The sequence below is a fragment of the Bacillus sp. FJAT-44742 genome, assembly GCF_002797315.1.
In the GTDB taxonomy this organism is placed as follows: Bacteria; Bacillota; Bacilli; order Bacillales; family Marinococcaceae; genus Thalassorhabdus; species Thalassorhabdus alkalitolerans.
In genome coordinates this window covers 252,057-271,368 of the sequence record NZ_KZ454937.1, presented here as the reverse complement: position 1 = coordinate 271,368, position 19,312 = coordinate 252,057, and the positions used below count along the sequence as shown (strand labels likewise).

General features: G+C 38.8%; 21 protein-coding genes. 9 read left to right on the top strand and 12 right to left on the bottom strand.

Going from position 1 to position 19,312, the window contains the following annotated elements; genetic code table 11:
• Positions 1 to 251 precede the first annotated feature (251 nt).
• From CEF17_RS19530 to CEF17_RS19520, 3 genes are all read right to left on the bottom strand, one after another.
• Positions 252 to 971, bottom strand: coding sequence for a GntR family transcriptional regulator (locus tag CEF17_RS19530; RefSeq protein ID WP_100401187.1), 720 nt, complete (start codon positions 969 to 971; stop codon positions 252 to 254).
• Between the two features lie 119 nt (positions 972 to 1,090).
• Positions 1,091 to 2,185 carry a tartrate dehydrogenase gene (locus tag CEF17_RS19525; protein WP_100401186.1) on the bottom strand — a complete coding sequence of 365 codons (1,095 nt, stop codon included), beginning with the start codon at positions 2,183 to 2,185 and terminating at the stop codon, positions 1,091 to 1,093.
• 130 nt (positions 2,186 to 2,315) lie between these two features.
• A complete protein-coding gene (locus tag CEF17_RS19520) occupies positions 2,316 to 3,962 on the bottom strand; it encodes an SLC13 family permease (protein ID WP_100401185.1) in 1,647 nt (548 codons plus the stop codon).
• A 360-nt stretch (positions 3,963 to 4,322) separates the two neighbouring features.
• Here CEF17_RS19520 and ttdA point away from each other — a divergent pair, with 360 nt between their 5' ends.
• Genes ttdA through CEF17_RS19505 form a run of 3 tightly spaced genes read left to right on the top strand, consistent with a single transcriptional unit; the run spans position 4,323 to position 6,664 of the window.
• On the top strand, positions 4,323 to 5,237 hold the full coding sequence (ttdA, locus tag CEF17_RS19515; RefSeq protein WP_100401184.1) for a L(+)-tartrate dehydratase subunit alpha: 915 nt from the start codon (positions 4,323 to 4,325) through the stop codon (positions 5,235 to 5,237).
• The gene (gene ttdB / locus CEF17_RS19510; protein WP_100401183.1) at positions 5,234 to 5,845 is read left to right on the top strand and encodes a L(+)-tartrate dehydratase subunit beta; all 612 of its coding nucleotides are present in this window, start codon (positions 5,234 to 5,236) and stop codon (positions 5,843 to 5,845) included. The genes ttdA and ttdB overlap by 4 nt, the downstream gene beginning before the upstream one ends.
• Positions 5,846 to 5,866: 21 nt before the next feature.
• Positions 5,867 to 6,664, top strand: coding sequence for a fumarylacetoacetate hydrolase family protein (locus CEF17_RS19505; protein ID WP_100401182.1), 798 nt, complete (start codon positions 5,867 to 5,869; stop codon positions 6,662 to 6,664).
• A 679-nt stretch (positions 6,665 to 7,343) separates the two neighbouring features.
• On the opposite strand, the gene CEF17_RS19500 is transcribed toward CEF17_RS19505, so the two are convergent.
• On the bottom strand, positions 7,344 to 7,991 hold the full coding sequence (locus CEF17_RS19500; protein ID WP_100401181.1) for a hypothetical protein: 648 nt from the start codon (positions 7,989 to 7,991) through the stop codon (positions 7,344 to 7,346).
• A 305-nt stretch (positions 7,992 to 8,296) separates the two neighbouring features.
• Between CEF17_RS19500 and CEF17_RS19495 the strand changes: the two genes are divergently transcribed.
• Both CEF17_RS19495 and CEF17_RS20520 read left to right on the top strand, forming a co-directional pair.
• Positions 8,297 to 8,503, top strand: a complete 207-nt coding sequence (locus CEF17_RS19495) for a hypothetical protein (RefSeq protein WP_100401180.1) — start codon at positions 8,297 to 8,299, stop codon at positions 8,501 to 8,503.
• On the top strand, positions 8,500 to 8,736 hold the full coding sequence (locus CEF17_RS20520; RefSeq protein ID WP_100401179.1) for a hypothetical protein: 237 nt from the start codon (positions 8,500 to 8,502) through the stop codon (positions 8,734 to 8,736). The genes CEF17_RS19495 and CEF17_RS20520 overlap by 4 nt, the downstream gene beginning before the upstream one ends.
• Before the next feature lie 442 nt (positions 8,737 to 9,178).
• Here CEF17_RS20520 and CEF17_RS19485 read toward each other — a convergent pair whose 3' ends face one another.
• The gene (locus CEF17_RS19485; RefSeq protein ID WP_100401178.1) at positions 9,179 to 9,820 is read right to left on the bottom strand and encodes a CAP domain-containing protein; all 642 of its coding nucleotides are present in this window, start codon (positions 9,818 to 9,820) and stop codon (positions 9,179 to 9,181) included.
• A gap of 533 nt (positions 9,821 to 10,353) precedes the next feature.
• Here CEF17_RS19485 and CEF17_RS19480 point away from each other — a divergent pair.
• Complete coding sequence (locus CEF17_RS19480; RefSeq protein WP_232725680.1) at positions 10,354 to 10,596, top strand: hypothetical protein; 243 nt, start codon at positions 10,354 to 10,356, stop codon at positions 10,594 to 10,596.
• 54 nt (positions 10,597 to 10,650) lie between these two features.
• Here CEF17_RS19480 and CEF17_RS20775 read toward each other — a convergent pair whose 3' ends face one another.
• The 7 genes from CEF17_RS20775 to CEF17_RS19450 form a co-directional block, all read right to left on the bottom strand.
• Positions 10,651 to 10,863 (bottom strand): DUF3967 domain-containing protein, encoded by a 213-nt coding sequence (locus CEF17_RS20775; protein WP_232725678.1) that lies wholly within the window; start codon positions 10,861 to 10,863, stop codon positions 10,651 to 10,653.
• Positions 10,864 to 10,880: 17 nt separating this feature from the next.
• Positions 10,881 to 11,216 (bottom strand): MerR family transcriptional regulator, encoded by a 336-nt coding sequence (locus CEF17_RS20770; RefSeq protein ID WP_232725677.1) that lies wholly within the window; start codon positions 11,214 to 11,216, stop codon positions 10,881 to 10,883.
• 641 nt (positions 11,217 to 11,857) lie between these two features.
• Positions 11,858 to 12,217, bottom strand: coding sequence for a hypothetical protein (locus CEF17_RS19470; protein WP_100401176.1), 360 nt, complete (start codon positions 12,215 to 12,217; stop codon positions 11,858 to 11,860).
• 263 nt (positions 12,218 to 12,480) lie between these two features.
• Entirely contained in the window at positions 12,481 to 13,095 is a 615-nt protein-coding gene (locus CEF17_RS19465) for a hypothetical protein (RefSeq protein ID WP_100401175.1), read from the bottom strand.
• A gap of 244 nt (positions 13,096 to 13,339) precedes the next feature.
• Positions 13,340 to 14,011, bottom strand: a complete 672-nt coding sequence (locus CEF17_RS19460) for a GerMN domain-containing protein (RefSeq protein WP_100401174.1) — start codon at positions 14,009 to 14,011, stop codon at positions 13,340 to 13,342.
• 99 nt (positions 14,012 to 14,110) lie between these two features.
• Positions 14,111 to 14,974 (bottom strand): N-acetylmuramoyl-L-alanine amidase, encoded by an 864-nt coding sequence (locus CEF17_RS19455; protein WP_100401173.1) that lies wholly within the window; start codon positions 14,972 to 14,974, stop codon positions 14,111 to 14,113.
• A gap of 131 nt (positions 14,975 to 15,105) precedes the next feature.
• Positions 15,106 to 16,221 (bottom strand): hypothetical protein, encoded by a 1,116-nt coding sequence (locus CEF17_RS19450; protein WP_100401172.1) that lies wholly within the window; start codon positions 16,219 to 16,221, stop codon positions 15,106 to 15,108.
• Between the two features lie 618 nt (positions 16,222 to 16,839).
• On the opposite strand from CEF17_RS19450, the gene CEF17_RS19445 reads away from it, so the two are divergent.
• The 3 genes from CEF17_RS19445 (at position 16,840) to CEF17_RS19435 (ending at position 18,893) form a co-directional block, all read left to right on the top strand.
• Positions 16,840 to 17,556, top strand: coding sequence for a LuxR C-terminal-related transcriptional regulator (locus CEF17_RS19445; protein ID WP_157843109.1), 717 nt, complete (start codon positions 16,840 to 16,842; stop codon positions 17,554 to 17,556).
• A gap of 310 nt (positions 17,557 to 17,866) precedes the next feature.
• The gene (locus tag CEF17_RS19440; RefSeq protein ID WP_100401170.1) at positions 17,867 to 18,106 is read left to right on the top strand and encodes a hypothetical protein; all 240 of its coding nucleotides are present in this window, start codon (positions 17,867 to 17,869) and stop codon (positions 18,104 to 18,106) included.
• Between the two features lie 604 nt (positions 18,107 to 18,710).
• A complete protein-coding gene (locus CEF17_RS19435; protein ID WP_100401169.1) occupies positions 18,711 to 18,893 on the top strand; it encodes a YjzC family protein in 183 nt (60 codons plus the stop codon).
• The last annotated feature ends 419 nt before the right edge of the window (positions 18,894 to 19,312 follow it).

Here is a 19,312-nt window from a genome sequence, read left to right as displayed (position 1 = left end):
CTTCACAGTGTTGATCATAGATTTAGAAAAGAAGCTGACGCTCGCCAGCTTCTTTGCTAATAATAGATTTTAAAATAAAATGTTTATTTTCTTTGTTCACCATTAAAAATTAGGGTGTGGGTGTTGTCGTATCCTTCGCTGTAGAAATGTACAAAGAACCAAGCATAACAACGTTCGAAGAATAGTTCCTTATTAAATTTTGATTTTTTAAAAGAATATATTTCAGATCTTTTATCTGTTTTTACTCGGTTCTACAGAGCTTTTAAAATTTCATTTCGAGCTCGTTTTCGATGAGATTGCATAGACAATTCTGCAGCCTTATTGTCTTTAGCCCTCATACAAGCGAGTATAGCTCTATGTTCAACAATCGATTGCCAAGGGAGAGGACGTTCACTAATGGTAAACATTCGAGCCCTATACAGTTGATCGGCGTGTATTTCAATGACGCTGCTTAATCTTTTGTTATTAGCGTGTTTTATAATTTTTAAGTGAAAAAGGTCGTCAAGTTTAGCCCATGATTCTAAATCGTTTTCTTTCAAAGCCTCCTCTTGGGAAACGACTAATGATTCAAGCTCCTCTAAATCAATGTTCTCTACTTTGGATGTTGCTATACTTGCAGCCAATCCCTCTAAAACTTCTACAATCTCATAAGTTTCTCGTAAATCATCTCTCTCTATTGGTTCAACAGTGAAACCTTTTCTTGGTATAAGCTTTACAACCCCTTCAGTTTGAAGGCGAACCAATGCTTCTCTTACAGGGGTTCGGCTCATTTCTAGAACTTCTGCCATTTCTCGCTCTAGTATTGTTTTTCCCGGCATAAGCTTTAAATCTCTAATAGCTAAACGTAAGATTTGGTAAGCCCTTTCTGGAAGCCTTGTCTCCTCGATATTGGTAATAATATTTTCAAGGTCTCCCCTCACCTTTGTAATATTAATAGAAGTACCCTCACTGTTAGATAATTGTTGGTTCATTTTCTCACCACTTTAGTAATTTATAAAAAACTGATGTTAATTATAAAATTATTATGTTTTATCAAAAAAAGCAATAATATGCTTAAATGCTGGTTTTTTATATTAGATGTCTCTTTTTCTTAGATGCTTCTGTATAGTTTTGAAAGGTGAGAAATGATGGTATCAGTAACTTCTTTTGTGGAATTATTCCCTCCAATATCGGCAGTTAATACCCCCTCCTGAGTCGTCTCTCGAATTGCTTTGTTTATCAAACTAGCCTCGTCAGCCAACCCAAGATTCTCTAACATTAAAGCTGCGCTACCTATAGCTCCGATTGGATTTGCTATACCCTTTCCAGAAATATCTGGTGCTGAACCATGTACAGACTCAAACATACTAGGGTAACGCCCCTCTGGATTTAGATTTGCACTGGAGGCAATCCCAAGACTTCCGGCTAGTGCACTTCCTAAATCCGATAAAATATCAGCTATTAGGTTAGACGCAACAACCACCTCTAATTCTTCCGGGTGCAGGACAAACTGAGCAGCCATCGCATCAACTAACCATTGGTCTGTCTCTACTTCTGGAAAGTCTTTGCTTACCCTTGCAAATACTTCATCCCACAAAACCATTCCATACTGTTGAGCGTTACTCTTCGTAACACTTGTTACTTTTTTTCTTTTCCTCTTTAAAGCTAATTGAAATGCGTAACGGATTACTCTTTCGCATCCTTCTTCTGTGAAAAGAGATGATTGCACGGCTACTTCTTTCCCTTTTCCTCTTCCAGTAAAATTCCTTCCCCCTATACCTGAGTATTCACCTTCTGTATTTTCTCTAACTAGTACCCAGTTCAAATCTTCTTTTCCGGGGTGATTGAGCTTGCTTTCTACCCCAGGTAAAAATTCAACTGGCCTAATATTCGCCCACTGGTCAAATCCTTGACAAATCGCTATACGAAGTCCCCAGAGACTAATGTGATCGGGAACTGTTGGAAATCCAACAGCCCCAAAATAAATGGCATCATGGTTTTTAATCTGGTCTAGTCCATCTTCATCCATCATCTTCCCATGTTTTAAGTAATACTCGCATCCCCAAGGAAAATAATCCTTTTCAAATGAAAAGCTATTGTCAGAAATTCTAGCTAAATGGTCTATAACTCTTAATCCTTCATTAATGACCTCATTTCCAATGCCATCCCCAGGTATTACTGCTAATTTAAAGTGTTTATGTTCCACACTATCACTCCTCCTCGATTTTATCTAATGTTCATTTCACAAAGTGCCACAATACGTAAAACAAATTAAAGGAAGTTTAAAAGCCAGTAACAGTATTACGTGTTTACTGGCTTTTCTGTTGTTATGTGATTTACAACAAACCGCCAAAAATAAGGGGAACTAACAAGGATACAATAATCACAGAGAAGAGAATGGCTAACAAGTTCAACCATATCCCTGTTTTGGCCATTGTGCTCATTTTAATGTAACCTGAAGCGAATGCGATGGCATTTGGTGGGGCTGCAACCGGAAGCATGAACGCAAAAGTTGCTCCCATGCAAGCAGCTATCATTAAGATGATAGGATCTATGCCTATCGCAACGGCACCCGCTGCCACAATTGGATAAACCATTGTGGAAGTGGCTGTATTAGATGTAAATTCAGTAAGAATAGTGATAACTCCGATAATTATTAAAAGAGTCAACCAGAGAGGAACTTCAGTAAAGTTTATTAGTTGTCCCCCAATCCATTGATCGAGTTCTGAGTTTGAGATACCAGAGGCAATAGCTAAACCTCCTCCAAAAAGCCATAAAATACCCCAAGGGAGTTTTTTTACTGTTTCCCAATCTAAAAGTTTCCCGTCTTGGTTTTTGGAAGGAATCAAAAATAATAAAAGAGCCCCAATTAAGGCGATGATTGTATCATCTATTCCAGGCAAGAAACCTTCCAGCAGGAAACTACGCGTCATCCATGCAATAGCTACTAAGGAAAAAACAGCCAGTACAATTTTCTCCTCATAACTAATCTGACCCAATTCTTTTTGTTCCTTTTGGATAATACTTCGACCCCCGGAAATACTTTTTGACTTCATAGGAAATGAAAACTTCACTAGATAAAACCAAGTAAATGGAATAAGTAAAAAGACTAAGGGAACTCCAAAAAGCATCCAATGAGCAAATGAGATCTGAACGTCATACAAGTTGTTGACAGTAGCAGCCAAAATTGTGTTGGCTGGTGCTCCGATTAATGTACCAAAACCACCTATGGTTGCTGCATATGCTGTACCTAGCAGTAAAGCAGTTCCAAACTTAAAGTCGGTTGGATTTATAGTGTCTGTGGAATCATTCTTTTTCATTGAATCTGCCACATGTTTTGTTACTGCAATTGCCATGGGCACCATCATCATTGTTGTGGCCGTATTGGAAATCCACATAGATAAGAAGGCAGTAGCACTCATAAACCCGAGGATAATCGTATTAGGATTTGTCCCAATTAATGCAATAATACCGAGCGCAATTCGCCTGTGTAAGTTCCACTTTTCCATTGTAAGCGCTATCATAAAGCTCCCGGCAAAGAGAAAGATTAGAGGATCCCCATATGATGATGAAACTTCTCCCGTACTCATTATCCCCATTAAAGGAAACAAGACTAGTGGCAATAAGGATGTCAATGGAATCGGTATGGCCTCAGTCACCCACCAAGTTGCAACCCACGCTACAATCGCTAGAACACTAATGGCTTCGTCAGACATGCCTTGCGGTGAAACTAGTAAATTAATTAAAAAAAATAAGGACGGTCCAGTTAAAAGACCAATAAGTTGAGGCTTACTATATTCTCTTTTTTCAGGATCAGGTCTAATTTCTCTATTAGTAGTATTGTGATCAGGTGTGTGAACCTCCTTTTCGGTGCTGCTTGAAATACTTGCCATTGTATGGATACCTACTAAACTTTTTAATGATTGTTTAATTTGGTCACTCCACCTCCAAGACTGGTTCCAAAACCCCTTTGTGTTAATCATAATAAAGTCTCCTCCCCTTAAAGTTCTCCCGTTAAAGATGGTACCGTTTACAAAAATGTAGTAAAAACGGACTTTAGATCGGAATACACTCTGAATGTTATATTAATTAATACGTTAAAGTCAATATATTTTTCAGAAAATTTTAAAATTGAGTTAAAAATCCTTTATATAACAACATTTTTAAAATTAAAAAGATGATTTCGAATAATTAATTTGACAATAACGCATACGTTAATTATGATGAAGTCAGAGAAATTAACTCTCACTTCACTGCAAAGTAACTATGAGTTTCCTGTAAGCAGGTAGAGTTAGCTAATGGGTTTCTAACAAATTAAAAGAATAAACAGGAGGGAAATTGTTATGGAGAAAGCACAAGTAGATACTAAAAAAGAAGTAGAAAAAATGATCGATCTAATGTCTAAGTTTACATCTCTTGTCAGCTATAAACTTCCGGATGATGTTGAAAATAAATTAAAAGAGTTAAGCGAGGAAGAAGATAACCGTCTTGCAAAAATTATTTACAAAACGATGCAAGAAAATCAGAAGTTAGCTGGTGAATTAAAGAGGCCTTCCTGTCAGGACACAGGTGTTATTCAGTTTTTTGTTAAGTGTGGAGAGGATTTTCCTTTAATTGGACAATTGGATAGTATTTTAAGGGAGAGTGTGTTTAAGTCAACGAAGGAAATGCCTTTACGGCATAATTCTGTAGAGACCTTTGATGAATACAACACAGGAAAAAATATCGGAGATGGGACACCCAGTATTTTTTGGGAAATTGAAGAGAATAGTGACAAAGTGGAAATCTATACCTACTTGGCTGGAGGGGGATGTACTCTTCCAGGAATGGCAACCGTTTTAATGCCAGGGGAAGGCTACGAAGGCGTGGTCAAATTTGTACTTGATCGAATGACAAGTTACGGTGTTAACGCCTGTCCTCCTCTTCTTGTGGGTGTCGGTGTCGGTACGTCTGTTGAAACAGCAGCTATGAACTCAAAAAAAGCTCTTATGAGACCTGTCGGTAGTCATAATGAAAATGAAAACGCTGCTAAAATGGAAACACTTTTAGAAGATGGAATCAACGAAATTGGCCTCGGACCTCAGGGGCTTAAGGGATCTAAATCTGTCATGGGTGTGAACGTGGTGAATACAGCAAGGCACCCTTCCACTATTGGAGTTGCCATTAATACCGGATGCTGGTCCCACAGAAGAGGAAAGATAACTTTTGACAGCAACTTAAACTACGAAATCAGTACTCACAAGGGGGTAGAACTATGAGTGAAAAGGTATTGACCACACCTATAAAAGATGAGGATCTTAAAGATATACAAGTAGGAGATATTATTTATTTAACTGGAACCATAGTTACGTGCAGAGATGTTGCTCATAGGAGACTAATTGAAAAAAAAGTGCCCCTACCGGTAGATCTTAAGGGGAAAGCTATTTTTCATGCAGGGCCTATTGTGAGAGACCATGGTGATGAAAAATATGAGATTGTTTCGGTTGGTCCCACCACTAGTATGAGAATGGAAAAGTTTGAAAAAGAGTTTATTGAAGAAACAGGTGTGAAACTGATCGTTGGAAAGGGTGGAATGGGAAAGAACACCGAAGAGGGATGCAAGACCCATAAAGCACTTCACCTTGTTTTTCCAGCTGGGAATGCGGTTTATGCAGCACAGAAAGTTGAAAAGATCAAAGAAGTACACTGGAAGGACCTTGGTATGCCTGAATCTCTTTGGGTATGTGAAGTAAAAGAATTTGGACCACTCATTGTTTCTATTGACGCTGAGGGAAATAACCTCTATGAAGAAAACAAAGTAGAGTTCAATAAAAAGAAAGAAGAACAGTACGCGTTAATAAGTGAGCAGGTTAAATTTATAAAGTAATATGATGGAGTTGGTCCAAAAATGAAGGTACTACAGACCACGCAAACACTAGTAAGATTTCAGCAACGTAGTGGAAATATCCATTACGGAATAGTTGAAGGTGAAGAGATTTTACAATTGTCTAGTAATTTCACACAAATTTTGAACAATAAATTAGAATACTCTGGGTCAAGAGTAAAATACAATGATGTAAGAATATTAGAACCGGTAGTGCCTTCAAAAATTGTTAATTTCGGTTGGACATATGCCGAACATGCAACAGAGACGGGTTGTATAGCTAACCAGAAAGAACCTTTCTTATTTTTAAAACCACCTTCTTCTCTAATTCCTGATCAGGCAGAAATAGTTCTCCCTCCAAGTACTTTATCCAAACAGGTAGAGATGGAAGGGGAAGTGGCACTTGTCATTGGGAAACAATGCAAAGACGTAAAGGAAGAAGAGGCGTTAGATTATGTTTTCGGCTGTACTATATTTAACGATGTAACTGCAAGAGACCTTACAAGAACTGATCCACAATTTTCACGTGGCAAGGGTTTCGATACTTTTGGTCCGTTGGGTCCGTGTATTGTGAAAGGGCTAGATCCAACTAATTTACAGATAGTCACAACATTAAATGGTAAGGTAGTACAAGAAGGCAATACAAATCAAATGTCCCTTTCCATCCCTTTCCTTATTAGTTGGATTTCTCAAGTTATGACACTAGAGCCTGGAGATGTTTTGTCTACTGGTTCCCCTTCCGGAAGCTGTCCAATGGAGTCGGGAGATATTGTAGCTGTCGAAGTGGAAAAAATCGGGAGGATCTGTAACTATGTAAAATAGAAACATCCATTCATTTAACCTCCTATTGTACGAGTAAGTCAATATTTAGTCGGCAAGTGGTTAATTGTCTGGTGAAAATGTATCTAAAAGAAAACTCTACCTATTCCAATAGTCAATGCAAAATAAAGGAGCAGTTTGAGCCATATTTCGCTCATGCTGCTTCTTTATTTTTGGGATCTTAAACGAACAACACTCTAAGTAAAATTACTGCATTCTTTTTACACAGAAAGAGAGGTTCCGTTATACCTCTCTTTCTTAAGAAATATTATTCACGTAATCATAAAACAAAAGGAGGAAATTCAATATATCACCTTGTTTAAATGAAATTAGTATCTTGTTAATTGTTTTACATATTAAAAGGCAGGAAGGACCACAAATATGGCTTATTAAAAGCCCTAATACTAGCAAGAAAAATGAATAACAGAGCAGCATTAACTCTCTCAACATTCCAATAACAAAAGGAGTATCTGATAAGTCATACACATTTCTTTCCCCAAAACATCCAATTTTCGAATCACTACATCATAACTTGTTCCTACCCCGAGGCGTTTTGTCAATATGTTCTCATTGTTGATGATTAGAGACGAGAGAGAGCCTTTATACTTGCTAAAAATACACGCTGCCTTAAAAGTGTACTAGCGAAAAAATAGGCAACGGGAAAGCCCTCCTTGAAGGGTCTTTATTTTGGCTTCACCGTAATTAGCATGCTGTCATTCAAGTCAATAAATGAGTATTCAACCGAGTCTGTTTCAGCCTTGATCCTCTTCTCCCCTTCAGAAGTATATTTATCAAACTCGGTTTCGTTTGTTAAAAACGCGTCTATCTCTTCGACACTCTCGAAATGATCCTGATCCATTGCGTGCATGGTACCAGCCAAAGCCACAGGCAGTTCTCGGCTCCCTTCTTGGCTATCGTTCGTCTTACCAAGAAGTGTCACTTCGATAACGTTCCCCTTTTCAGATACCTTAATCGAATGAGTCACGTACCCATTCATCTGTAGATCATAATCTGAATGAGGCACAATGTCTTCTACGTTAAGAAGTGCCTCACTGTCAAAATACATAGAAATGAACGAATTATAATCAGAAACGAATTGCTCGTATTGTGGAGTTTCTTCCGTCTGCTCTTCGACCCCTGGCTCTACTTCCTCAACCTCTTCAACGGCAACCACACCTTCTGTTGGATTGGTTGCGGTCTCCTCTCCTTCTATGTTCTCTGTTTCTTCGGCTCTTATTTCTTCTGTTCCCGTCTCTACCGATTTCTCCCCGCATGCAACGAATAGTCCAACAACACTTAAAGTAACAATTGACAACCCGTATCTTTTCATCGTAATGACCCCTCCTCCGCTTTAATACCAGGAAGTTAAACGTGTTTATATAATAAAAATACCGGAAACTCCGTCATAGATTCTTTGAGTAACGCCACTTTGCATTTCTTTTTTCCTCACAAAGGTTCATCATTTATCACCTAGGTTTTCTTTTTTCACCTAGGTTTTTGCCAATCCTACAGGAGAGTATCTTTTGCTTTCATTAACAAAACATATATGGAGTTCCGTACGTACATACTAATCGAGCTGTGGGCTTCCATTTCAGAATTAAAAATTTAACATAATGTATACAGAGGGGCAAGGTTGTGAAAAAACTTTTTACCGTGATCGTTTTACTCAGTGGGCTGTTTTCAATTGGACTTGATAAATTAGAAGAGCGTGAAATTATTTCTACGGTTACATCCATGATCACTGCGATAAATGAAAAAAATGCGGATGATTTTATTGGCCTTCTTAATGCTATTTTATACAGGTTACCTACGGAGAAGAAAAAAACATTCGAAGGAATATGAAACACTTTGGACAAATACATTTGTTGGAAACCAAAGTGGTGACAATCAAACCCTACTATTCAGTGGTCTATTATAAATTGCTTTATCAAAACAAACACGAAACCAAAATATGTACTGGAAAAATGATACTAGAAAGAGGAAAACAAGGATGGAAAATTTACTCGATTTCTGAAGAAGATTTATCAGGTGTTTTTATACCACTGATTTCCCCAGGGCAGAAACATCTTCAATAGAAAGTAAAAAGGAGCCCGAAGGCTCCCTTACTAGCGAGGATAGGACTCTGGAGGTTAACTTGATGTACGGAATCGCCTTAAAGAGTCCCAACATCAGTGTATACAAATTTCCACTGATACATACTAGGACCTTTTTACACTTACTAGCTAGTTATGATTTCTTGCTATCTTGTTAAAACATTGATAATACGGTAAATGAAATGATCATTCAGCAGTGCCTGAATCTAGTTGTTCACCTAGGTTCTTTTTCACCCAAGTTACGGCCTATCAGTTCACCTTAAAGCCTCTCGTTTGAATCATAAGAAAACATCGGTAATATTCCACCTAGGTTTTTCTTTTTACTCATGTTATCACCCACCTACTAACCTTTTAGAAGGTGAAGAAAATACGTGATCCCCTTTTGCTTCATTCCGTTAGGTAAACACTTTTGCTTGATGGACCCTTACTTTACTACAAACATTTGGGTCCAGTACGTCCCAGAAGAACCACCTTCGATGTGCCCCACCCCAATATGGGTAAAGTCAGGTCTTAATATATTATCCCGGTGACTAGGAGACTCCATCCATTCCCTTACTACTTGCTCAGGAGAGGTTTGACCTGCAGCCAAGTTTTCACCTGCCCCTTGAAACTCAATCCCTTGAGAGGTCATCATCTCGAAAGGATCTCCATAAGTTGGGCTATAATGAGAAAAATAGTCTTGATCTCTCATATCCACAGATTTCATTTCTGCCACTTCAGCAAGATCTCCATATGGTTCTAAAGGATCCAAACCATGCTGAGCACGTTCTTCATTGGTCAAGCGAATCACTTCTTGTACAAGGCCCTCTTCAGATTGTTCGGCTTGAGAAGGTGTACTTTGTCCGTCTCCTTGGCTAGGAAGTTGAATCACTTGATTGGCATAGATTGTATTTACATCTAGGATGTCTGGGTTAGCCTGTAGGAGTTCATCGACCGTCAGATCGTGTTGTTGAGAGATGCTCCACATGGTATCTCCGGGTTCTACTGTATACGTATTTTCTTCTTGACCAAGAGCCGTAGTTGGAATAAGTAAAAATAGAGCAATCATCCAAAACACTTTTACCATTTATCTACCCCTCCTTTGTTAAATATCACCGTGAAAAGTCTAGAGATCCTATGTTTACTATCCCTACCCCCTCTTTTATCAACTGAAACGGGGATTCTTTTGACTCTTCACACCGATATTTTATACCCCGTCCACCAGTTTCTAGGAACAAAAAGAGACTATTACACAGTTTTTTATAGTTTTTGTGCTTTTCCTTGCCGATTGTCCTCTCCTCACAGGGTTTCCACCATTCAACCTTTCTTGTGCTTACCTAAGGTTTTTCTTTTACTCAGGTTTTTACCAACCCTACTAACTTTGTTAAAAACCTTAATATATTGAATCCAAGTTTTCTACCCGGATTGGCTACCTTAGACTTTTTGTCGTTATAATTGGATCAATATAACACTCCTAATAAAAGGTAATAAATGTTATTATTTTACTACTGAGAAACGATTAACGATACAAAGAACAAAAGAGAAGTAGGTTTTTATAGAATTAAATGATGTTTTTACTTTAAAGGAGGAAATATGAACACTCATAACATTTCAATCTTCGTGACTTTTAAAAAGATTCCGCACCATACAAAAGGGCTGGCTTACGTCGAAGAAGAGATACAATTTGGCTTAGAGGATCCACACAAAACCACCATGCGGTATGGTCCGATGCTTAGTGTTGGCGTAGACCAATTTATGAAAGACCGAGAAGACACTATCAAACACTATACGCTTGCTGCCGAAGGATATATAAACAACATAGTTCAAGAATCACGAGAGCACGAAACCAGGCAGATTACATAGTTAAGATCAAACGCCTTACTACCTAGATAGGTACACAGGCGTTTTTCGTTGAGCTCAAAGTCGATACTTCCAAAACTTCCACCATTTCTTCTCTTCACTTGCAGCAGCCTCCAAACGTTTCACTTCACGAAATTCTGTAATGAACTGGTCTAACTTCTGATGGCGTGCTTCTAGTCTTCGATCTATGTATTCTTGCTGATGATCTAATCGCTTTAAAAGCTCTTGGTTAAAATCTTTTTGATTATGCTGTTCTTCTCTAAGAGACAACTCTTCCTTAATCTTTTTTAAATCCTCAGCCAGTATTTCATCCGTCCCTTTTTCTGGCGTGGGCTTATAAGCTTCTCCACCTGTTGCAAAGTAATGTTCAATTTGGCGAATGGAATAGTTTGCTCCCGATGAAGCTGCTTAATTAGCTTTATTTTTTCTAAAGCCTCCCGAGCAAACACATTATAGCCAGAAGCATTTTTCGTAAGAGGAATGTATGGCTTTAACTCTTTCATCCAATTTCGGATGACATTAGGTGTTTCTTCAATGATATTCGAAACCTCTTTCACGATCAGTTCAATATTATCTATGTTTTCACCCACGTTACTCTCACCTAGGTTTTCGTTTTTACTCATGTTATCACCCACCCTAGTAACCTAAATAATAACCTAAAAAACCTAAGTTTTTGGGCACCCCTATAAAACTTACGATTTAGAAACAAACAGTAATAGGTGCAAAGCCTATTCAATCTCAAACCGTCCCATTTGTTGGGGAATTTATAAGAAAAGGAATAAAGCTTCCTGTATTGTGGTAACCCAGGAACATAGGTTCTTGTATGGTGAGGGGTAATCCCAGGTTTCAAAGATCCAGGCATTGATTGGAGGAAAGGAAGCTGCACTGAGAAATCCCCCTACTGCCGTTGTTACTGAGCTTATCCATCCCCATCATTCTATCGTTTAGATGACAACTCTAAAAATCATTGGGACTTCGCCCCCGTAGCCCTTTGTTGAATTGACTAAACAAAAAAGCACTCCCTCCATGCTGAGGAAGCGCTTTCTTATGAGACCTGACGATAAAGTCAAGTAACCACTTATGATGTTTTTGGGCAGCACATCAGATGGAAAATAGTCAAGTCTCATGTAGTGGGATGGATATCAAGGCTAACAAAAGCCCGTCTATCAATTTGATTCTAACATACATTTGTTACCATATATAGTTAGAATTTTCGCACAGTTTAAAATAAAACAATCTACTCCTGACTACCTTTTCTCTCCTACTATTTTATGATTCTTTGTCCTTCCGCACTATAACAAATCGTCTTCCCTTCTAAAAGGGCCGTTATATTATTGTCGATTTCCTTTAACACCTCTTCAGGAGTTGGTTTTGAATCTTCACTAATAAGATGGGAAGTTGCCTCATAGAAAAATCCTCCCTGATCGTCCTCAGGTAACTCTAAAAGACCCGAGAGAAAGGATCCAATGTCTATACCCTTAATCGTTATTATATCATTTATAAAACTATTGCCATCTATCCCAATTTTATTAAGCTGTTGGTTTTTGTACACACTGTTTATGTATACTTCCAACAAACCATGTACTGCTTTTTTAGTCTTTCCGTCTAAATTAATGTTTTTCATTTTCCTTCCCCCTTTGTAAGTATAATTCGGCAAACTCTCCCCACCTGTAATTTAGTTCTTAAAGACCAAAGCTAAGTATAGCGTTATAGAAAAAATCCCCTGCTAACAAAGCAGGGGGCTTAAAAAGAAATGAAGATGATAATCCTTACTATATCACTTAAATTGTGGCGTTTGAAGGGACTGAGGGGTATTTCTATTTGAGTTTTCGTTTTACCCATGGTGAGAATAATTAAAACACAAACAAAAGAAACATCTAGCACTTCCTACGTAAGGAACTGTTTTTTCACGTCTTTGTATATACCTGCAAAGTCGGAATGTGCGTCTATTCCTTTGTACGCTTCTCTTAAATACGTTTGAATGGGTTGCCAATCTATTCCTGCTTGCTCTGCTAAATGCATGCAACGTTCATTTTCTTCCCAGTTTCGATCTATCTTAAACGTGTCCTCGTGGAACCTTTGATTTTGTAAGAGTTGACTTCGATGAGTAAAAAGAGTCGCTAGAAGTTCCATTTCAAACGCTTTGGTAAATCTATTTTCATCTTCACATTGTTTTCTCATCTCATCGTATACTTGAGGAAGAATAAGATCATCTTCTTGATAAATCTCCTCTAATTCCTGATAAAGATTCCAGGATTCTTCCTTTCTGCCTGCTTGATAGAGGTAGGACCCTTTTTTCTGATAAGCCGCAAAGGCCTTGCTTAAATGTCCATGTTCCACATAAGCTTCGATAGCCTGATCGACATATTCAATTGCTTCGTTTAGCTTCCCCTTTTCTTCTAGACGTGCAGCCTTTTGTAAGAGCTTTTTTTCCTTCTCTTCTCTGCTCCTTATCGGTTTCAAGTACTCTTTCACATTGCCTTCTTTCTTGTTGGAAAACACCATTCTCACTCCTTTTTTGTACCCACAATCCGCGTGTTGAGTGCGTTGGAATGACCTAAGAATAAAAAGACGTTTGATAGACGCTAGAATATATTTCGAATAGTGGAAGTTGGGCATGCAATGTAACACGTGTTGTGCGTGTTGTCCAAAGAAAAGGGAGGATCATTTTTCCTCCCTTTGTAACGACTGTCTCCCCACCCTTTACGTTTCACCATTTTTTTACTAAGAGGTAGGAGACGTCTTTTTATTCCGTGATCGGATGATGTTCTTCTGAGGAAGAGAATGTCTCTCCCCCCTCGAAGTGGCCAAATAACGTGTCTTGTTCCTCTCCATCAATCAAGATTTTGATCTGACTAAACCCAAATTGCTCCATGATAGATGCCATTTGTTCAGTCAAATGCTTTTCGGCAGTCGATCCAAGGTTGGATTCTAGAAGAGCCGGATTAAAGGAGATGACGGCAGTATTCCCCTCTTCTTCCACCCATTGCACATCTGTATCCTCGTTGACTATTGAGGTTAATCTCTCGTGCTCTGGTCCTTCAATCCATTGCTGTAAGGCTGCCACGGGAAGTTGATCCTCTGAATCGACTTCCAGGGTATGTTCTTCATAGTAAATTTCCATTACCTCTTGATCAGAAAAGTAAAGAAGCACAGTGTCTGTCACCTGTTCCTCTTCCATGCTCTGTTGATTTCCATCCATATCTTCTTCGGTTGTTTCTTCCTCCAGACCGTTTTCTCCCCCTTCATCCTCTGTGCCTTCGTCATTGTTCACCGATTCTTCTTCTGACCTCTCTACTGTTTCTTCGTCGCCTGTTACTTCTTCCTCATACTCTGCATCTTGCGGGGTTGTTCCTTGACCGCAAGCAGCTAGAAAGATACCACTACTTAAAATGATTATAAATCCAACCTTCTTCATACGAACTCCCTTCTACTCTTCTTTGATTTTATCGTGATCCTTGGGGTGAGACAGAAAAAAGAGAAAATTACTTTTCCTATACAATGGTTTAAATTTTTCTTAGTTATGAGAGTAATACTTCTTAATTCCCTGAGTGATTGCCGTTGCAATTCGTTCTCTGTGTTCCCCGGATTGAAGTTTTTCTGCATCTGAGGGATGATCCATAAAGGCAATCTCAGCGAGTACGGCCGGCATAGTTGTTTCAGATAAGACGGCAAAGTGAGCTTCTTTGACTCCCCGGTCATGAGTTCCTAACTCCTTTAGTAGCTCTTCTTGAATATAAGCTGCTAATTCTTTCCCTTTTTCGCTCCCGGGTGAATGAAAGGTTTCTGTCCCCTCCACTTCTCCGTTAAACGAATTCGCGTGAATACTGACAAAGGAACTAGCGTCGGCTTCATTGGCAATACGTGCTCTCTCTGACAACCCGACAAAGACATCACTGGTGCGGGTCATGACGACTTCTGCGCCAAGATTATCTAGGTTCTCTTGTACTCTAAGACCAACATCTAACGCAATTTCCTTTTCTTGCAGCCCATAGGCTTCTGCACCTGGATCCTTTCCGCCATGGCCCGGATCAATGGCAATGATTTCATTATTTACAGGGGAGGTTTGAGAGGAGGCTACTTCACCGACCGTCACATAAGAGAGACTGACATATCCACTACCATTAACGTATTCGATTTGAGCCCAATCTTCTGTGGTTTCCTGAATGGTTACTTTTGCACCGTTTTTCAGCCCTCCTATCACTGAAGAAGAGAGGGAAGGACCTGAACGAACATACAATCCATTCTCGGCTCCACTAACTATGCCTTCTTGCACGCCCACCGTGTGTCCGTAGGTCGTATCTTCTGTCCATAGCGTCCCGATAAACAGAAGAAGGATACCTAGTAAACAAGCAATTGTGTACATTATTCTTTTTTTCATGTATAACCGGTCCTTTCCGTGTTTTTATAAAGGAAGGCTCAATATATGTATTTTCATGGGGATCATCCTATTGTATGAGAATAAAAGGGAAGCTCTTTTGTTTCAAAGAGCTTCCTGTTGTTATTCATGTATTACTCTGTCAGTTCACCATTTGCCTCAGCTGAAGCTTCATACGTAACATTTACTTCATCTGAATCATTGATTTGGATGGCTTGATCGGCTTCAATATCAGTTTCTACTTCTGCCTGAGTATCTTCATCTTCCTCAAGACCGTCCTCTTCTTCTACTGCATCTTCATCTTCCTCAAGGCCGTCCTCTTCTTCTACGGCATCTTCATCTTCTTCAAGGCCGTCCTCTTCTTCTACGGCATCTTCGTCTTCTTCAAGGCCGTCCTCTTCTTCTACGGCATCTTCATCTTCCTCAAGGCCGTCCTCTTCTTCTACGGCATCTTCATCTTCTTCAAGGCCGTCCTCTTCTTCTACGGCATCTTCATCTTCTTCAAGGCCGTCCTCTTCTTCTACGGCATCTTCATCTTCCTCAAGACCGTCCTCTTCTTCTACGGCATCTTCATCTTCTTCAAGGCCGTCCTCTTCTTCTACGGCATCTTCGTCTTCTTCAAGGCCGTCCTCTTCTTCTACGGCATCTTCGTCTTCTTCAAGACCGTCCTCTTCTTCTACGGCATCTTCATCTTCCTCAAGACCGTCCTCTTCTTCTACGGCATCTTCGTCTTCTTCAAGGCCGTCCTCTTCTTCTACGGCATCTTCGTCTTCTTCAAGGCCGTCCTCTTCTTCTACTACATCTTCATCTACAGGAAGGGTACCAAGAACATTTTGCAATTCAATTACGTCTTCTTCCGCCTCAGCAATCAGTTCTTGAACCTCTAACACTTCTGGACTGTCTGCATCCAGCCTATTATTGGTTAATCCAGACAACTGATTCGAAGCGGCATTTAGTCTATTTAGTAAAGAATTAAGTTTCCCACTATGGGAGTTGATTTCACCTTCTGTTAATTCCGCCTCATCATTTAAAACAGTAGATAGGTTGTTTAATTCATTCTCAACAGAAGCAACCTTGTTTTCTACGCTCCCTAGGGGTCCTTGTCCATTTGCTTGTGCTTGTGCTTGAGCTGCCTGATTTCCTTGAGCTTGAGCATTCGGATTTTGTGCGTCAGCATCAGATGTTCCAGCTGTAGCTGCTAACCCTAACGCTAAACTTGGTGCAGCTAACCACATAATTTTTTTGTTCATAACTACCTTCCTCCTTAGAATGTTGAAAAGTATGTCGAAACACCGTCAATTATAAGAGGAAGGTGTGCGAAGGGAAATAAAAATCAAACTTTTTAATGCCTTTTTAATATTCTTACTATTTTTCTGGAAACCCGATCTGCGTTATTCATCGAGTGATTTTCCTTTTATATCAGGGGGTTTACCCTCTCTTACAACCTACTATTTCGAAAACAGAAATTTACAACAATATTACACATAACTATTTTAATATAATATTATTATAGGCTATCATTTCCATATCATTATTTTAATTTCTTGCTGTTACAGGCAGTAATAAAGGACTATTTTGTATTTTTATAAAAGAGAGTCATTTGAACGCCTAGTTTCGACAAAGACAAAAAATATATTAAAAAAGTATAATTTTTTTCCTAAGACTTTACTTGATATTGAGTGATAAAACGGTTTTACCAACCATTCATTTTCCACATTGCCTCCTTTGTCCTCCTGTACCTTTTGATACCTTATGGCTACAATAAGAAAAACCTTTTATGAGACAAACTGAAAAGGAGGAAAGAAAGCTCCATTTTTGGGAGGAGCTTATTATAAACAAAATAAAACAATTACCCCTGGGATAAAAAAGTGGTACAGATAGGAAAGGAATGGTCTGCATTGTTTGACGTTTATTATTTGTTACTGGAAGAAACAGACTATAAGTGGTATGTACCAGACCTGGCACAACCCTTTGCAATAGAAGAAACCAGCAACGACTATATAAAAATGAAAGATAAAAAAGGAACTCTTCAAGTTATATGGAAATTTCAAACGCTCAACCTTATTAATCTGGTGAACGAATTACAAACAAAAGGAGCAACTAATCCCCATATAAGCGTCATGTTACCTGTCAACAAAGCTTATCTTTTAGAGAAACTACTGGAGCAAAACGTTACTCATATCTTCAGTAACTTACGGTCTGGTCAGTCAGTGCTTCAAGTCTGGCATGAGCACTCTTCTTCTCCCAGTTTTATAGATGTGCCGTTTCATACACATCTCGTTTCTCTCATTAGTTCACATAACGAAGAGAATAGTTTTATAAAAAAAGATCCCTTTTATAACTTACGCCTCAAGGAAGAAGAGTTACCTTCCTACTTTACCGAGTCAGAAGTAGTGATTATGCATGAAATGGTCCAAGGTAAGTCGAATCAACAAATTGCAAAAGATGTGTACTTATCGGTACCTACAGTAAACGGACATGTCTCCCGTCTCTTAAAAAAACTATCAGCGAGAAACAAATGTCACTTTATAAAAAAGACCTTAGAGAAAGGGTTTGTGAAAATGGAAAAAAGTGAGGGAAGATAACATCCCATCTCCCCTCTCAAAATTTCTTATCTTCTTCTACTTCTCCTATGTGTTCTAGCCCAGGTAGCTTCTTCGCCGTATCAGGCAGGGAAAATCGAAGGAGAAAACAGGCATAAATAGACAAATCAAATCCATGTGTATGAGCAATATAGGTCTTTTTTTTGCATTTTTGTAACCATAGCGGTTATTGTTTTCTTTCTTTCCGTCTGTCCCTCATACTTATTACCATTCCTTCCTAAACCATCTATTACTTTTTTAAACTTCTTCGTTCTGCTGAATGATCCTGATTCTAAAGAAAGAGGGTGTCTATATGGAAAATCATCAATCTCCACCAAAACGTAATGCAAATCCTTTTATCGGAAAGGTTTTTACGGATTTCACCTTAGAAGAAAAGGTATATTTTAAGGGAGAAGAAATGAAAGTTATTGCAGAATATGAGAGAACCATTTGCGCGGAAGTGGTGGAATTTCCCCTGAAAGGAAAAGAAGAAGAGTTTCCTTTTCACCGAATGGTTCTTCTAAAAGATGAAGTGGAGAGAGAAAAGAAATAAAGCAGCCATACAAAAAGAAGCTCACCAAAAGGGGTGTGCTTCTTTTATCTTTGAAGTACTTTTAGAGGAGTTTCCCACTCTCTGTTGGTTCCCTTCTTTCCATAAACACGTTGTACGTAAGCAAGGAACTCTTTACGATTCCACAAACCATTTGGGTCCCATACGGCCCGTTCGTACCCCCTTATCGGTACCCGGTCTTACGACAGATTTTAAAGTCCGTCCTCTTCCATATCACTCTCTTCCTCAAAACCATCTGTTACCCCTCATCACCTTCGGCATCATTACAAGCGCCTAATACTCCTACGGAGACCATACCTGTTAACAATGAATAAAGGATTTTTTTTATTCATTCCCAACCCAAGTGATCTCTTGACTCTTCCCTTGCTTTCTTCCTACCCCTTGTCCCTTTTGTCTATTAAAAAACAAATTCCCACATTTATACGATTCTTTTATAGAATGTTTATGTACCCTTTTCCTTTCCAGTTGTACTCCATTTTTCTTTTTTCTCTCTTCGAACATTTTTTATAAAACCGTTTAAAAGAAAGGAAAAAGGGTAATGAAGAAACGGGGGAATAGTTCTTAAACTTTTTGGAGGTGAGTTTTAATGGCCCAAGATAAGTACAAGACAGGAGAACAAGCGCCGGAAAGTGGAACCTATAAAGTCGATAGTTTAGTAAATGGGAATAACAAAAACGACGACACAGAAATTAAGGTGGAAAAAGGAGAGAACTTCCCACCATCCCCATCCAGCCGAGAAGCAGCCTATTGGGTGAAGACCTCAAAATAAAAACAAACGTTTCCCCTTTGAAAATCTTCAAGAGGAAGCAATGAATACAATTGCTCGCTTGCTCATAAGTCGTTGGTTTTTTTGTATTTTTACCTTTCGAGAATCTTACATTCCATGTTTAAACGAGAGACCAAACAGGAACATATGAGTAAACAGTGTTTTCCTAGTTGCATACTCACTCTTCATACATCCTTCTTTATCACTTAAAGAAGGATGTTTTGTTTTTCCATTTCCCTTTGTTATTTCTACAATTTTTTCAACTCACGTTACCACCCACCTTGGTGTAAGTAAGAAATCAACTAATAAAAATTATACGCTATGTGTAATTTGTTCGGTGACTTATGGAGGGGGATTGTGCAGGTTAGAGCCGGATTTCAATCCTTTGGTAGGAGTAAGGTGATAATAGGTCAAAAAAATAA

Coding starts and splice junctions, on each gene's coding strand:
- CEF17_RS19530 (WP_100401187.1), bottom strand. CDS start 971: ATGAACCAACAATTATCTAACAGTGAGGGTACTTCTATTAATATTACA.
- CEF17_RS19520 (WP_100401185.1), bottom strand. CDS start 3,962: ATGATTAACACAAAGGGGTTTTGGAACCAGTCTTGGAGGTGGAGTGAC.
- ttdA (WP_100401184.1), top strand. CDS start 4,323: ATGGAGAAAGCACAAGTAGATACTAAAAAAGAAGTAGAAAAAATGATC.
- ttdB (WP_100401183.1), top strand. CDS start 5,234: ATGAGTGAAAAGGTATTGACCACACCTATAAAAGATGAGGATCTTAAA.
- CEF17_RS19505 (WP_100401182.1), top strand. CDS start 5,867: ATGAAGGTACTACAGACCACGCAAACACTAGTAAGATTTCAGCAACGT.
- CEF17_RS19500 (WP_100401181.1), bottom strand. CDS start 7,991: ATGAAAAGATACGGGTTGTCAATTGTTACTTTAAGTGTTGTTGGACTA.
- CEF17_RS20520 (WP_100401179.1), top strand. CDS start 8,500: ATGAAACACTTTGGACAAATACATTTGTTGGAAACCAAAGTGGTGACA.
- CEF17_RS19485 (WP_100401178.1), bottom strand. CDS start 9,820: ATGGTAAAAGTGTTTTGGATGATTGCTCTATTTTTACTTATTCCAACT.
- CEF17_RS20770 (WP_232725677.1), bottom strand. CDS start 11,216: ATGAGTAAAAACGAAAACCTAGGTGAGAGTAACGTGGGTGAAAACATA.
- CEF17_RS19470 (WP_100401176.1), bottom strand. CDS start 12,217: ATGAAAAACATTAATTTAGACGGAAAGACTAAAAAAGCAGTACATGGT.
- CEF17_RS19460 (WP_100401174.1), bottom strand. CDS start 14,011: ATGAAGAAGGTTGGATTTATAATCATTTTAAGTAGTGGTATCTTTCTA.
- CEF17_RS19455 (WP_100401173.1), bottom strand. CDS start 14,974: ATGAAAAAAAGAATAATGTACACAATTGCTTGTTTACTAGGTATCCTT.
- CEF17_RS19450 (WP_100401172.1), bottom strand. CDS start 16,221: ATGAACAAAAAAATTATGTGGTTAGCTGCACCAAGTTTAGCGTTAGGG.
- CEF17_RS19440 (WP_100401170.1), top strand. CDS start 17,867: ATGGAAAATCATCAATCTCCACCAAAACGTAATGCAAATCCTTTTATC.
- CEF17_RS19435 (WP_100401169.1), top strand. CDS start 18,711: ATGGCCCAAGATAAGTACAAGACAGGAGAACAAGCGCCGGAAAGTGGA.